Consider the following 15800-nt stretch of genomic DNA (forward strand, 5'->3'; position numbering starts at 1 on the left):
ATATGGCTACTACAAAGAAAAAAGCGGTACAACAATCGAAAGTGAGCAAAACAGCGCCGAAGGCACCGGTGAAAAAAGCTGCAACTGCGAAACCGGTTGCTAAAAAAGCTGTAGCTAAGAAAGCTGCTGCAGTTAAAAAAGCAGCTCCTAAAGTAGCGGCGCCTCCCAAAGCGGCGATAAAAAAAGCAAGTACTGTTAAAAAAGCTGCCCCGGTAAAGAAGGCGGGTGCTGCGCCTATGGCAAAAAAAACAGTAAAAGCTGCAGCTCCTGAAAAAGCGGCTGTTCCTGCAAAAAAAGCTGCAACTGCGCTTGCACCAAAGAAAACGGCTGCAACCGCCAAACCAGCTTCTAAGCAACCGGCTGCTCCTGTTAAAGCCGCGGCAGCGCCTGTAAAGAAAAACGATAAACCCGCAGTAGCTAAAAAAGCAGCTAAAGATGCGCCTGAGATAGCCAAAAAAGTAAAGAAAGAAAGTCAGCCTTTGAAAGAAGTGAAAGTGCCTAAGATCTCAACTACTTCTAAAAAATCCTATAAACCTTCTTATACACCGCTGGAGCAGAGAGAGGCCGACGGCAATCAGCAACCTTTGGTAACTTATTCGGAAGAAGATCTGCAGGAGTTTAAAACACTCATCTCAAAAAAATTAGCAGATGCAAGGCGCGAAGTAGCCTATTTACAGGGCATCATTACGCGTAAAGACGATATGGGAGGCGATGTTGAAAGCAGGTACATGACTATGGAAGACGGTACCGTAAGTATGGAAAGAGAGCAACTAAGTCAAATGGCAAGTCGCCAGATTGCTTATATTGATAACCTGGAGAAAGCATTAATCAGGATTGAAAACAAGACTTATGGTATTTGCCGTGTTACCGGCAAGTTGATTGATAAAGCCCGCCTGCGTGCAGTACCTCATGCTACCTTAAGCATTGAAGCCAAACTCAACAGGAGGAACGGCAGCAGCAATGCGCAATAATTTAATTTAGTTACAATAAAATACAGGCAGCTTCACAAGGGCTGCCTTATATTTTTTATAATCTGCAAACCCTTGGTGACCTACAGAATTTTTAACCACAATAAGCATAAGGCTGATACAAAATACTACAAAGATGACGTCCTTGTCATCATGGAAGGTCAGCATAACATTTTATTCCTGTTCGGCTGTAATCCGTAATGCTCCAATACGCCTTAGTATGTTCAACTGTGCTTTGATTTCCGCTATTTCCATACGCTAAATTATTTTTTGCATCAAATGAATATTTATTTTACCTACGGATATATACTTATATGCATAAATAGTCGCTCCTTAATTTGGTATTAAAGCATTGATATTCAATAAATTATTTACTATTTTTCTTGTTTTTTATTGCCGGATTTTGTAAATTCGAGCTTTAAAATCTTGCAAATATGTTGGGAAAAAATCCTGAAAAACAGCCTGAACTATTTCGCCCGATGTTGGTGGACTTTATTGACAATAAGCACGAACTCGTTTTGCTTGCCGACAAAATAGATTGGGATTATTTTGAAAAAGAATTCTCTGCGCTATATTCCAAAACGGGCAATCCGAGCCATCCGATCCGCTTTATGGTGGGCTGCCTGCTGCTGAAGCACCTTTACAATTTGGGAGATGAAACTCTTGCATCTACCTGGATTATGAACCCCTACATGCAGTATTTTTGTGGCAGAGTTTTCTTTGAACACAAGTTTCCCTGCGACCCAAGCAATTTTGTTCATTTCCGAAAAAGAATTGGCGAAAACGGCATTGAAAAAATCTTTGGCTATAGCGTAAAAATGCATGATGCTAAAACAAATACCTCAAATTTTGTTCTATCGGATACGACCGTTCAGGAAAACAATACCACTTTTCCTACCGATGCCAAACTGTGCAAAAAAGTGATTGATTATTGCAATGCCATTGCTGAAAACGAAGACATCAAACAAAGGCAGCGTTACACGAAAGTCAGCAAGCAATTGTTGCGCAACACCTACAACGGCAAGCATCCGAAAAGAGCAAGGCTGGCTAAAAAATCCCGGGAGAAATTAAAAACCATTGCGCGGCGACTCATTCGGGAACTGCAACGCAATCTCACACCGGCACAACAAATTTTTTACAGCAAACAGCTTTCGCTCTACACCAGGGCGGTGAACCAACAACGAAACGACCCCGATAAAATTTACAGCATCCACAAACCATTTACTCGCTGTATTGCCAAAGGAAAATCGCATAAACAGTACGAGTTCGGCAATAAGGTCGCATTGATAACCACCTCGGGCAAAGGGAAGAAAATCATTCTCGGCATTAAGGCATTTTTACAGACACCTTACGACGGCCACACTATAGAGCCCCTCTTGGAGCAAATGGAAGCAGGCGGTCAGCGGCTCCCGAAAGAATTGGTTTACGACCGCGGCGGAAAAGGAAAGTCGGAAATAAAAGGTGTAAAAATCTCTGTTCCAAACAAGGCCAGGAAAACAGATACCGCCTATCAAAAACAAAACAAGCGCAAGAAGTTCAGAAGCAGAGCGGCAATAGAGCCTATCATTGGGCATTTGAAAACAGACTTCAGGCTGGCTCAAAACTACTTCCTGGGAGAATCCGGACCACAAATCAACGCATTATTAGCCGCAACAGCATGGAATATGAAGAAAATGATGGAAATTCTCAAAGAGAAAATCATTTTCTATTTTTCATATTTCCTGCAAATGGTCTTTAATTGGCTTTTCAATCATAAAAAATTAAAAATACAAACTTGTTAAGGAGTAACTAAATAAGCAAATGAAATAGCCATAACCAAAGTTGCATATCAACCGCGAATGAATAAAGGCTATTCCATGTGACCATAAAGAAAAATAAATATACACACATGAAATAGCCATAAGCAAAGTTGCATACCAACCGCGAATGAATAAAGGCTATTCCATGTGGCAACTAAAAAACAAATAAAATATACACACATGAAAATTTTATTTCATTGCAATAAAATGGCTATTTTATTAACTTTGCTGTATAATTGAGGCGATTATGGCACAGACAGTAGAATTAATAGTTAAGAATATCAAAAGTTTGAGAGAGGTTAAGCACCTTTCTCAAAAGGAAGTATGTGCAGATTCGGGTGTCCGCAATGACAATACAGCCGCATTGAGAATAGAAAGGTGGAACCCTCTGTTTCTACATTTGAAAAACGGGCTTCCGTCTTGAAGTGGATACGGCCGAGTTTTTTGACGAAGGGTTGCAGCCTGTTCTGTAAGAGTAGGTCCCCCTTAGCTGCTCCATGCTTTACACCTCCTCCCCATGTTTGTAAGTCCGTTTCAGTGGAATAGTCCTGGTGGTAGATACCAGTAACGGGAATTTCTCCACATGCACATAGCTTGGGTCAAGGCCAAAGCTGCGTTCTTCGCTCAGGCTGTATTTCTTTATGCCAAAATACAATTTCATGATCAGCCTTTCAAAATAAGGTAGTTCATTGTCGGTGGAAAGATATTTTTCCATTACAATAAAATGCCAGTCGCCGGCAATATTGTTTCTTTCCAGGCTTTCGTAACGGCTGGTGATGTTCACTTCTTTATTAGCAATGAGGTCTTCCACCACCCGGCGCATCATGGCTTGTATCTTTTGTTCTACCCTGAAGCCCAGCCTGAACTCCACGCGGATAATATCGTTGGGAATAATGTGCTCTACGGTGTATTCTGACGTGTACGGGTCATCCAGTGTATCCACATGCACAAACCAATAGATATCAGCACGTTTCGGCTTCCTGTTCAAAATGGAATAGATGATCTTATGCTCAATTTCCTTAGGATTATCTGCGCTGGTCATGTAAACCAGGTGGGTAGTGTACCGGGCAACCGTCTTATCATTGCTCAACTCCTGGATCATGGGAATATAATGCTCAAGGCGCACAAATTCCACGTAGCGGTTCTTGATCTTGCGGCTTCTGTACCACACATACATGATGGTAAACAATATGCCGCCGATTATGAGCGTTACATAACCGCCGTGCGGGAATTTTTCGAGGTTAGCTATAAGGAAAGATATTTCTATAGTGCCGTAAACACCCAGGAACAACAATATAAGTGATTTTTTTACGCGTTTTTTGATAAGATAAAAGGCAAACAACAATGTGGTTGTTATCATACACAAAGTAATGGCCAGGCCATAAGCGGCTTCCATCCTGGATGATTTCTGGAAATACAATACCACGCCGACACAACCTGCCCATATCAGGAGGTTCAGGCCGGGTATAAACACCTGTCCTTTCTCTTCTGAGGGATATTTTATTTTCATCTTGGGCCATACGTTCAAACGGATAGCTTCAGAGATAAGGGTAAATGAACCGGAAAGCATGGCCTGTGATGCAATGATGGCAGCCATGGTGGCTATAACAATACCTATGATCCTGAACCATTCAGGCATGATCTGGTAAAACGGGTTTTCCAGTATCTCAGCTGCCGGGAATTTGCTCGAAAAAGTTTTGTCTGCCAGTAGTTCTGTATTGGCGAAAACTTTGCCTTTCATGGTTAGCAGGTAAGCAGACTGTCCCATGTAATTGAGTATTAAAGCAGCTTTTACAAATATCCAGCTTATGCGTATGTTTTTTTTGCCTGCATGCCCGAGATCGGAATATAGGGCTTCGGCACCCGTGGTACACAGGAATATGGCTCCTAAGATCCAGAATCCATGCGGGTATTGCGTCAGCAGCCGTGCAGCATAGTAGGGATTGAAAGCCTTTAATACACTGTAATCGTGGTGGATGTTGATGATGCCCATGATCGCCAGCATGGAAAACCACACAAACATTACCGGGCCGAAAGCCCTTCCAATGTTTGCCGTGCCTAATTGTTGCACGATGAATAACCCTGAAAGTATTGTCAGCACAATGCTCACAACACTGCTTTGCCGCATGGTTTCAAGGCCGGGGATCTGCCGGATACCCTCAATAGCAGAGGTAACGGTGATTGGCGGTGTAATGATGCCGTCAGAAAGCAGAAATGCACCGCCGATCATAGCCGGAAAGATCAGCCACTTCTTCTGTCTTCGTACCAATGTCAGCAAAGAAAATGTACCTCCTTCACCTTTGTTATCTGCATTTAGCATTAGCAATACATACTTCACAGTTGTTTGCAGGGTTAATGTCCAGATTATGCAGGACAGGCCTCCGAGTATCAGTGTTTCATCAAGTATTTTACCATTGATCACAGCGCTGAAAACGTATAAGGGAGATGTGCCGATATCACCGTAGATAATACCTAAAGCTACTAACAGGCCTGCGGCGCTTAGGGTGTGGATGTTTCTTTTATTCACTTTGTAAAAGCTTTGAAGTCTTCTGCATACAAAATCTATGCAATGTTAGGGTATATTTAAATCTAATATTATTTTTTACCGCTCATTTTTATGAACATTCGTTAAAACAATGTGTTGTGGCAATAAGTGATGCTCATTGTTTTCTTTACTGAAAAGCTGCGGGCGGGAAATTTATAAGGGGCTGATTGGGTGCGCACAGGAATTTATCGGTTATATTTGTTGCAAAATATTTATCCTTGGTTTCCTTATTTAAAGAAAAGTCTGCTGTTTCTGTTTTTTTACTGATACTGCTCAGTGCGGTAGTGCATGTATCTTTTTTGTTTAATGCACCTGCTGTGGTTGTCACTGCCAAAGACGGACTGATAGATTTTATAATGGCGCCAATGAAAAACTGGACGCCGGTTTTCCTGTCTTTTTTATACCATCTTATCGTGATTGTACAGGCGCTAAGATTAAACTACCTATTGCAGAGCAGGAAAATGTTGCCGCAGGGGTATTTACCGGCTATGGTTTATATATTATTTACAGGGCTGTATCCCTTGTGGAACAATATGACACCCGGTTTATTCATTAATTTTTTCATTATCTGGATGTTCAGCCTGTGCTTACATTTGTCTCACAGGGATGATAAAAATGGTATTGTGTTCAATATCGGTTTCATAGCCGGGCTATGTGCGCTGCTGTATATACCTTCTTTCATGCTGGTGTTAATTATGCTAATCGGTATTTTTACTTTTACCACTTTTACCTTAAAAACGTTTCTTATTTATTTACTTGCCGTTATCCTGCCGTTGTATTTTGCAGTTTCCGTTTTTTACCTCACGGATATGCTGCCGCTTGCTATGAAATACATTCCTGATTTCGGCTGGGAGATACCACAATTCAAAGACAGCCGTGAGCTGATTATTGCATTTTCTGTACTGGTATGTATGGTGGTACTTGGATTAATGAAAACACCCTACGCCAACATGCTGATTGTTGCCAGGAAGGGCTGGTCTTTAATGCTCACTGCTTTATTGTTGCTTTCTGCGGGCATTGTATTTTTAGAAGACCATTCCCTGGAAACACTGATCATCATTGCCGTTCCTGCGGCAGGCATAGCCGCTAATTTTTTTATTTACAACCGGTCTAAAATTGTTTCTGCCTTATTTTTCTGGGTAATCATACTGGCCTGCTGGTATGTAGGATGGGGAAAATTTATTTTAAAATAAGCTTCAGCAAACCTATATTTGTACTACCTGAATTTAGAACTATTTAATTTTAAACCTTTTGTATTGAGTGTTATCAAATGATCATATTTAAACCAAGACAACATATGAAGAAATTATTACTGACTTTAATTGTAGCATTTGTAGCATTTTCTGCTTTCAGCCAGAAAGACCCGGTATCATTTAGTTCCAGTGCAGTTAAAAAAGGAAACGGAGTTTATGAGGTAACTATTGTAGCCAACGTACAGAAGCCCTGGCATATCTATTCCCAATTTACACCCTCCGGCGGCCCGGAACCAACAGAGATCGTTTTCTCTAAAAATCCGCTGGTAACGCTGGACGGCAAAGCCAAAGAGATAGGAAACCTGAAAACAGTGTACGACAAGAATTTTAAGACCAATGTTAAATTCTTTGACGGCAACGTAAAATTCGTACAGAAAGTTAAGGTAAAAAATAATGTGAAGACATCCCTAACTGCAAATGTCAATTATATGGTGTGTGATGACAATCAATGTCTGCCACCAACCAGCAAATCCGTTGTTATAAAATTGCAATAAAACGCGCTATATTTTTGATAAGATTAAAGTCTGCTTAGATTTGCAGACTTTTTCATTTTTAATATTATTTGCATGAAATATTTTTCCCCGTTAGTGTTTGCTTTCTTGTTATGCTCCCTCACAGGTATGGCACAAACAAATTCTCCGGTTACCTTTAAATATGAAGTTCAAAAAGTAAACGACAGTCTTTCCAACCTGAAAATAGATGCGACTATTGCTGAAAACGTGCAGTTGTTTACCACAAAAAAATTCTCTGAAGAAGATGCGTTTATTACCCAGATAGAATTGGACGAGCGTATTAAGCAGTTTACACGTGCCACAGATACGATCACCGAGATCGGTACACTCGAAACCGAAAACAACCAGGCTGTGGGTGGAAACATTCATTATTACAAAGATAAAGTTACTTTCCTGGTGCCTTTGCACAATGTAAAAGAAGCAATTACGATCAAAGGCCTGATCACCTGGCTGGCCATGCAGGGAGAAAATTTCCCCAGCGGCGTAGAAGAAATAGTGACCGTCTACGACCCGGCCAAACAAAATGCTAAAGTATCGGAAGCAGCAGAAGGTGGCCTGAACGCGGCCGCTACAGCCCCTGATAATAGTAATCAATCTGCATGGGCCTTATTGGGTTTAGGATTTTTAGTTGGCCTGGCAATGGTGTTTACGCCCTGCGTATTCCCGCTTATACCGGTTACGGTCAGTTTTTTCCTAAAGAAAAGCAAGAGCAGGGCAGAGGGCATTCGCAGCGCTTTTATCTATTCATTATCTATAATCGCTATTTATACCATTCCCACGCTGATCATTACAAAAATATTTGGCGATAAGGTATTGTACCAGGTATCTACCAGCGCAGGGGCAAATATTTTATTCTTCCTCATCTTTTTGATTTTCGCCATTTCGTTCTTTGGCGCTTTTGAACTAACGCTGCCGAGTAAATGGGCCAATAAATCTGATGAGAAAGCGCGCAAAGGGGGTGTAATGGGCATTTTCTTTATGGCGCTCACACTGGTAATTGTTTCGTTTTCCTGCACAGGCCCCTTCGTGGGCAGCATGCTGGCAGAAGCGAGCTCAAAGGGTACAGGCCTGGGTACAGTGCTGGGTATTTTAGGTATCAGCGCTGGCCTGGCATTGCCATTCAGCCTGTTTGCTTTATTCCCGTCTATGCTCAGCAGCCTGCCAAAGAGCGGCGGCTGGTTAAATACCGTGAAAGTTGTATTTGGTTTTGTTGAACTGGCGCTGGCATTAAAATTCCTGTCTATGGTAGATCTGCAGTACCATTGGGGTTTATTAAACAGGGATGTATTCCTGGCTGTATGGATCGTGCTGGCGGTGCTTTTAGGATTGTATTTATTGGGAAAACTGAAGTTCAACCACGACAGCGACCTGAAATACATCAGCGTGCCGAGGTTGTTCTTAGCCATATCAAGCTTCTCATTTGCTTTGTATATGCTGCCCGGCCTTTGGGGTGCTCCTTTAAAATTCTGGAGCGGAATTTTCCCTCCGGCGTCCACCCAGGATTTTGACCTGAACAAATTGCAGTATATGTCCGGCAACCACACAGCGAGCTTTGCTACCGGTACGGCGCAGCCTCCCAAATTGTATGCAGATAAACTGCACGTGCCCTTTGGCCTTACAGCCTATTTCGATCTGGAAGAAGGCATGGCAGCGGCCAAAGCGCTGAACAAACCGGTAATGCTTGACTTCACGGGCTGGTCCTGTGCCAACTGCCGGAAAATGGAGAACGAAGTGTGGAGCGATCCTGAAGTATTGAAAAGAATGCGCGAGAATTTTGTACTGATCAGCCTGTACGTAGATGAGAAAACGGATCTTCCGCCTGCACAGGTTTATACAGATGAGAACGGCAAAAAAATCACCAATGTGGGCGATAAAAACCTTGACTACGAGATTACCCGTTTTGGTTTCAATGCCCAGCCTTTGTACATGTTCCTTGATACGGATGGCAAAGAGCTCAGCAATATTAAATACGGCTATAACTCTAACATTGAAAAATTTATCAAACACCTGGATGCGGTAAAAGCAGAGTTTGAAAACAGGAGTAAATAATTTTATAACTCCTTTAAAGGCTAATGTATTAGATTTGTATACAGATAACTTAAACTTATAAATCTGATACATGGCTTTTATTGATTACTACCAGATACTGGGCATTGATAAGAATGCTTCGCCTGATTCTATAAAGAAAGCGTACCGTAAACTGGCCCGCAAATACCACCCGGACCTGAATCCCAACGATAAAGTGGCCGCTGAAAAATTCAAGCAGGTTAACGAAGCCAATGAAGTACTCAGCGATCCTGAAAAACGGAAGAAATACGATCAGTACGGGGAGAACTGGAAACATGGCGAAGAATACGAACAGGCGCGGCGTGCACAGCAGCAGCAGTACCAGTCCGGCGGCGGGCAGTTTTATTCACAGGCAGATTTTGGCGAAGGAGATTTCTCAGACTTCTTTGAACAGATGTTCGGAGGTGCTGCAGGCGCCGGTTTCGGGCATCGTGCTTCGGGTGGCAGAAGCCGCCAGTACAAAGGGCAGGACTTCAATGCAGAAGTGGAAATTGCCCTGCGTGAAGCTTACACAACACACCAGCGCACCTTTACCATCAATGATAAGAACGTACGCATTACCATTCCTGCCGGTATTGCAGACGGGCAGAAGATACGGCTGAAAGGATATGGCGCCCCCGGTGTAAACGGCGGCCCGGCTGGCGACCTCTACATTACTTTTAAGATTTCCGGCGATACACAATTCAAAAGGCTGGACAACGATCTTTATACCAATGTAAACATTGATCTTTATACGGCTGTTTTAGGTGGCGAGATAACTGTAGATACCATGGACGGTAAGGTAAAACTAAAAGTAAAGCCCGGAACACAGAACGGTACCAAAACACGGCTCAAAGGCAAAGGCTTTCCCGTTTACAAAAAAGAAGGGCAGTTCGGTGACCTGATAGTAACTTATAACGTGCTCATTCCAGTGAATCTTACTGAACAGCAAAAAGAATTATTCAAACAATTAGCGCAATCTTAAAAACTGGGATCATGGAAAGAAATTTAATTTTAGTTGAAGAATATTGTACCAATTGCAGCGTGGAAACTTCGTTCATTGATTCTCTGGAAGAGCTCGGATTGATTGAGGTAATTGAAATGGAGAGGCAGCGTTTCATTGATGATGCATTTGTGCCCGATCTGGAGAAATTTACAGCATGGCACTATGACCTCGACATCAGCCCTGCCGGGATAGACACTATTCACCAGCTTTTGCAACGCATGGAAAGCATGCAGCACGAAATAGATGACCTCAAAAGAAGGTTGCGCTTTTTTGATTAAGCTTAAGAATATTTTGCCCTTTAAGTTTCTGCTTCCCACACGATGCAAAAAAACTTATTTATTTCCCGATAATATCTTACCTTTGCACCTCGAAATTTAATTATTTAACCAAAAACAAATTCAGGGTAATGAACAATTACGAATTGATGGTGATTTTTACCCCTGTGCTTTCTGACGAAGAATTCAAAACCGCTCAGAAAAAATACGCCGACTATATCACAAGTCATGGCGGAGAAATCGTGCACAGCAACCCCTGGGGATTAAAATCACTGGCGTATCCTATCCAGAAAAAAACCACAGCCATTTACTGGGTTCTGGAATACAGTGCGCCATCCGACTTCAATGAGAAGTTTAAAGTACAAATGAACCGCGATGACCAGGTTCTTCGTCACATGATCACTGCACTCGATAAATACGCCGTCGAGTACAATGCCAAAAAGAGAAGTGGTGTAAAAAATACCGAACCTGAAAAAGCAGCAGAATAATTATGGCTAAAGCAAATGAGATCAAGTACCTTACTGCACACAAACAGGAAAAACAACAGAAAAAATTCTGCCGTTTTAAAAAGTATGGTATCCGTTATGTTGACTACAAAGACACTGAATTTCTAAAGAAATTCATCAACGAGCAGGGTAAATTATTGCCTCGCCGTTTGACAGGTAACTCTTTGAAATTTCAGCGCAAAGTATCTGATGCAGTAAAGAAGGCACGCCAGATGGCATTGCTTCCGTACGTAGCAGACCTTTTAAAATAGTTTATAAGACCTTTTAAAATAGTTTATAATTACAAGGGTAATTGTCAATGGTCAATTATCAAATTAATTAGTCACCTTCCCTAATCCTGCAATGCAGGAGACAGTCTTAAAGCAAATGCTGACTGGGCTCTTGGGAGCTAAACACAAGCAATGAAAGTAATTTTAATAAAAGATGTGGATAACCTGGGCGCACCCAACGAATTGGTTGAGGTAAAAAGCGGCTACGCGCGCAACTATCTTATCCCGATGAAATTAGCTGTTGAAGCTAATCCTTCTAACCTGAAACAATTAGAAGAAAAACAAAAAGTAAAAGCCAAGAAAGAAGCCAGCATGCTGGCTGAAATGAATAAAGTAGTAGAAGTACTGAAAGCAGCTCCTGTAAAACTTACAGCGAAAACCGGTACTTCAGGCAAAATATTCGGTAGCGTTACTTCCCTGCAGATAGCACGCGCCATACGCGAGCAGAAAGGCTACGATATTGACCGCAAGCGCATCAGTATTGTAGATGAAGTAAAAGAACTGGGCGTACACAAAGCAACCATTGATTTCGGTAACAACAACATTACAGAAATTGATTTTGAAGTTGTAGGCGAAAACGGTGAAACCGCTGCTGCTCCTGCTGCTGAAGCTGAAGCATAGCCGGTACTTTAAAGCATATTGAAGCCGTTCAATTTTTGAGCGGCTTTTTTTATTGCCGCTGTGTGAGATGTATGCACACGCCCTGTTTTTTGGTTAGATACATTCATATAATCAGCTTGTTTTGATTAACTTTAAGCCATATTTCAAAACTCAGATATGCTTACGAAACAAGAACAGGAAAAACGTTTTCAAACAATATATGAAGGCTTGAACGAAGCCCAGAAGAAAGCAGTTGATACCATAGAAGGCCCTGTAATGGTGATAGCAGGCCCGGGAACAGGCAAAACGCAAATACTTTCAGCACGCATAGGAAAAATATTATTGACAACAGATGCCCAGCCCGATAATATCCTTTGCCTTACTTATACAGATGCAGGCGTTGTGGCCATGCGCAAAAGGCTGCAATCTTTTATAGGCTCAGATGCTTACAGGGTGCATATAGCCACCTTTCATGCTTTCTGCAACGACATTATCCAGGATAATCTTTCTGTTTTTGAAAAAAATGCGCTTGATCCTGTTTCTGACCTGGAGAAGATTGAATACCTGAAAGAACTGATAGATGCATTTCCGAAAGGACATCCTTTAAAGCGCTATCGCGGAGATGTATATTATGAGATGATGCCGCTGAGCAACCTGTTCAGTACCATGAAGCGCGAAGGCTGGACACCGGATTTTCTCATAGAAAAAATAGATAAATTCCTGTGCGAGATACGTGACTGCGAAGAAGGCAGCAGCCATTTTAAAGCTTACAAATATCAACGTACTACCACCAATTACAAAAAAGGTGATCCCAGGCCTGCAATGCAGGAAATGATAGACAAGATGGAGAAACTGCGGGCAGCAGTAGGCGAATTTGATAACTACCAGGCGCTGATGCACAAAAGAAACCGCTATGATTTTGATGATATGATCAATTGGGTGATCAAAGCTTTTGAAGAAAACAATTTATTACTGCGAAAATACCAGGAGCAGTATCAATACATACTGGTAGATGAATACCAGGATACCAGCGGTACACAAAACCGCCTGGTAAAGCTGCTGATAAGTTTTTGGGATAAACCGAACGTATTTGTGGTAGGCGATGACGACCAGAGTATATACCGCTTCCAGGGCGCCAACGTAGAGAACATGATAGAATTTGCCAACCATTATACCAATGACCTGCTAACCATCATGCTCACCAACAATTACCGTTCATCTCAGCCGATACTGGATACGTCCATGCAGCTGATCAACAACAACCGCGAACGGTTAACGGTGCAACTTCCCGACATTTCCAAGCAACTTATATCGTCCAATGAAAAGGTAAAGAACATTACTTCTTTGCCTGAAGTGTTTGAATATGCGTGCCCGGCACACGAGATGATGGCAATCGCACTCAAGGCTGAAAGCCTGATACAGCAAGGCGTTGAGCCCGGCAGGATAGGAATTATTTATAAAGAGAATAAATACGGAGAGGAGCTGGCCCGCTACCTGCAGGTGAAACAAATACCTTACTATACCAAGCGCAGCGTAAACTTATTTCACGATCCGTTTGCAAAAAAGATATTGTTGTTACTGAGATACCTGGATGCTGAAATGGATACGCCCTACGGCGGCGATGCCATGCTTTTTGAAATACTGCATCATGATTGGTTTTCTATACCGGCTATAGAAATTGCAAAACTTGCCGTGGAAGTGGCCGATAAAAAGTTTACTGCCAATGCTACTTCCCTGCGCAGGGAGATCCACGACAGATCTGTAAAAAATAAAGCCACCTTATTTGACACCGATACCAATAAAAACTTTGCAAGAGCAAGTGACGCCATCGAAAAGCTCATCTCAGATGTGCCGAATGTAACACTGCTAACCCTGTTTGAGCATGTGCTCAACAATACCGGCATCATGCAGTACGTATTGCAGAGCCAGCGTAAAGTAAAATTATTACAGGTTCTTACTGCACTCTTCGATTTCCTGAAAGAAGAAACCAGGCGCGCGCCTATGATGACCCTGAAAGATTTTATTGTACGTTTAGACCTGATGCAGGCAGAAAACATACCGCTGCCGCTGGTAAACATTACCGGCACAGACAAAGGCGTGAACCTGATGACTGCACACGGTTCTAAAGGCCTGGAATTTGAATATGTATTCTTTGCAGGGTGCAATGCTAACTTTTGGGAAAAGAAAAGAAAGATAGGCTTGGGATACGCCTTACCCGGCAATCTCTATGATTCTATTACCGTAAATTCTGATAAGGACAGGGACATTGAAGAATTAAGGCGACTGTTCTATGTAGCCGTTACCCGGGCAGAGCGTGGCCTGCAGATTAGCTACAGCGCATGTAACCATGAAGGCAAAGCCCTGGAAGCTACCATGTTTATTGCTGAGATACTGCAGGCAGCAGATATTAAACCAGTGACGCAGGTATTGGATGATAGCGTGGTTGCTGAATTCCAGGCGCTGCAACTGTTGGAAAATAAAGCGCCGGAAATTGAAAATTCAGAAGCTGATCTTATGGACAGGCTGCTGGAAAAGTTTGTAATGAATGTGACGGCGTTGAATAACTACCTGGATTGCCCGCTGAAATTTTATTATAATAATTTATTGCGCATACCCTCTGCCAAGAATGAGGCTACGGAATTCGGATCTGCCGTGCACTTTGCCTTGCAGCGCCTTTTTGAAAGAATGAAAGACAATGATAATACCTTTCCTGCAAAGCATACCTTTATTGATGATTTTAAATGGTACCTGCACAGGCACCGGGAAAGCTTTACCGAAGAAAGCTACAAAAGACGGCTGGAGTACGGTGAAGAGATCCTTGGCAATTACTATGAAAAATATATCGCTGAGTGGAATAAAGTAGTGGTGGTAGAGCGTACGGTGAAGAACGTAACCGTCAACGGCATTCCCATTAAAGGAAAGCTGGATAAGCTGGAGTTTAGCGGTAAAGAAGTAAATGTTGTGGATTACAAAACGGGTAAATTTGAAAATGCGCTGAAAAAATTAAAAGCCCCTGATGAGAAAGCGCCCTTAGGCGGCGATTACTGGCGCCAGGCTGTGTTTTATAAGATACTCATGGACAATGACCGTATAAAGGACTGGCATGCCGTGAGTGCAGAATTTGATTTTATAGAACCGGATACTAAGAAACAATACAATAAAAAGAAAATAGTGGTATCACCGGAAGATGTGGCTTTTGTTACGGCCCAGATCAAAGATACCTGGCAAAAAATACAGCAAAGGGATTTCTACAAAGGCTGCGGCAAAGCTGACTGTGCTTATTGCAATTTTGTAAAAGACAATAATTTATTTGTGGCATTGCACAATACCCAGGCTGAGCAAGAAGCATGATTTGTGGAATTAAATTTGTATTCATTAAAATAAAAACATGAGTACAGAACTGATCACGGCTTTATTTTTGGGCATCGGGCTTAGTGCCTGCTGCGGTTTCAGGGTTTTTGTGCCATTGCTTGCAGCTTCTCTAGCAGGGCATTTTAATGTGTTGCCGTTTGTCGGAAATTTCTCAGGAAACTTTGCATGGCTGTCTACCTGGCCGGCTATTATAGCTTTTGGTTCTGCGTCGGTAGCAGAGATTCTGGCATATTATATTCCTGTTGTTGATAATTTTCTGGATACCCTAGCATCGCCACTGGCTATGATAGCGGGCGCTTTACTTACTACCTCTATCGTACCCGTTGACAATGAGATCTGGCGCTGGATACTGGGCCTGATTGTAGGTGGCGGCAGTGCGGGCATAGTGCAGTCCGGTACGGTTCTCACGCGTTTGTTTTCCAGCAAGGCCACCCTTACCACCGGCAATGCAGTGGTGTCTACCGGTGAAAATGCAGCAGCTATCGGTGGTTCTGTGCTGGCTATTGTAATACCGGTTGCTATGGGCGCGGTATTTATCCTGCTGTTTATTTTTATTATCCATAAAATGATCAAAAGAAGAAAGAAGGCGGTGGAGCAGTAGCTTTGATATAAACTATAATCGTGTCAAGTGAAGCTCCCTCACACTGCA

13 protein-coding genes are annotated in these 15800 nt (G+C 42.4%); 12 read left to right on the forward strand and 1 reads right to left on the reverse strand.

Translation table 11 applies throughout. The features are described 5' to 3' along the window. Positions 1-2: 2 nt before the first annotated feature. Both OD355_RS08305 and OD355_RS08310 read left to right on the forward strand, forming a co-directional pair. The gene (locus tag OD355_RS08305) at positions 3-971 is read left to right on the forward strand and encodes a TraR/DksA family transcriptional regulator (protein ID WP_263038000.1); all 969 of its coding nucleotides are present in this window, start codon (positions 3-5) and stop codon (positions 969-971) included. Between the two features lie 431 nt (positions 972-1402). Then, positions 1403-2749: an IS5 family transposase gene (locus tag OD355_RS08310; protein ID WP_263038001.1), complete on the forward strand. Its 1347-nt coding sequence runs from the start codon at positions 1403-1405 to the stop codon at positions 2747-2749. 520 nt (positions 2750-3269) lie between these two features. On the opposite strand, the gene OD355_RS08315 is transcribed toward OD355_RS08310, so the two are convergent. Beyond that, entirely contained in the window at positions 3270-5294 is a 2025-nt protein-coding gene (locus OD355_RS08315; RefSeq protein WP_263038002.1) for a KUP/HAK/KT family potassium transporter, read from the reverse strand. Between the two features lie 236 nt (positions 5295-5530). On the opposite strand from OD355_RS08315, the gene OD355_RS08320 reads away from it, so the two are divergent. The 10 genes from OD355_RS08320 to OD355_RS08365 all read left to right on the forward strand — a co-directional run bounded on the left by OD355_RS08320 (position 5531) and on the right by OD355_RS08365 (position 15752). Beyond that, positions 5531-6505 carry a DUF6427 family protein gene (locus OD355_RS08320; RefSeq protein WP_263038003.1) on the forward strand — a complete coding sequence of 325 codons (975 nt, stop codon included), beginning with the start codon at positions 5531-5533 and terminating at the stop codon, positions 6503-6505. Between the two features lie 104 nt (positions 6506-6609). Continuing rightward, entirely contained in the window at positions 6610-7059 is a 450-nt protein-coding gene (locus tag OD355_RS08325) for a protein-disulfide reductase DsbD domain-containing protein (RefSeq protein WP_263038004.1), read from the forward strand. A gap of 72 nt (positions 7060-7131) precedes the next feature. Next, positions 7132-9126: a protein-disulfide reductase DsbD family protein gene (locus OD355_RS08330; RefSeq protein ID WP_263038005.1), complete on the forward strand. Its 1995-nt coding sequence runs from the start codon at positions 7132-7134 to the stop codon at positions 9124-9126. 70 nt (positions 9127-9196) lie between these two features. Continuing rightward, the gene (locus OD355_RS08335; RefSeq protein ID WP_263038006.1) at positions 9197-10108 is read left to right on the forward strand and encodes a J domain-containing protein; all 912 of its coding nucleotides are present in this window, start codon (positions 9197-9199) and stop codon (positions 10106-10108) included. 11 nt (positions 10109-10119) lie between these two features. Next, the gene (locus tag OD355_RS08340; RefSeq protein WP_263038007.1) at positions 10120-10407 is read left to right on the forward strand and encodes a chaperone modulator CbpM; all 288 of its coding nucleotides are present in this window, start codon (positions 10120-10122) and stop codon (positions 10405-10407) included. A 128-nt stretch (positions 10408-10535) separates the two neighbouring features. Next, positions 10536-10892 carry a 30S ribosomal protein S6 gene (gene rpsF / locus OD355_RS08345; RefSeq protein WP_263038008.1) on the forward strand — a complete coding sequence of 119 codons (357 nt, stop codon included), beginning with the start codon at positions 10536-10538 and terminating at the stop codon, positions 10890-10892. A 2-nt stretch (positions 10893-10894) separates the two neighbouring features. Next, the gene (gene rpsR, locus OD355_RS08350; RefSeq protein ID WP_263038009.1) at positions 10895-11161 is read left to right on the forward strand and encodes a 30S ribosomal protein S18; all 267 of its coding nucleotides are present in this window, start codon (positions 10895-10897) and stop codon (positions 11159-11161) included. 150 nt (positions 11162-11311) lie between these two features. After that, on the forward strand, positions 11312-11800 hold the full coding sequence (gene rplI / locus OD355_RS08355; protein WP_263038010.1) for a 50S ribosomal protein L9: 489 nt from the start codon (positions 11312-11314) through the stop codon (positions 11798-11800). 156 nt (positions 11801-11956) lie between these two features. Next, positions 11957-15130, forward strand: a complete 3174-nt coding sequence (locus OD355_RS08360) for an ATP-dependent helicase (protein ID WP_263038011.1) — start codon at positions 11957-11959, stop codon at positions 15128-15130. A 37-nt stretch (positions 15131-15167) separates the two neighbouring features. Next, a complete protein-coding gene (locus OD355_RS08365; protein ID WP_263038012.1) occupies positions 15168-15752 on the forward strand; it encodes a DUF4126 domain-containing protein in 585 nt (194 codons plus the stop codon). Positions 15753-15800: the final 48 nt, after the last annotated feature.

Origin of the sequence: Haoranjiania flava (assembly GCF_025631005.1) — a bacterium.
Taxonomy (GTDB): domain Bacteria; phylum Bacteroidota; class Bacteroidia; order Chitinophagales; family Chitinophagaceae; genus Haoranjiania; species Haoranjiania flava.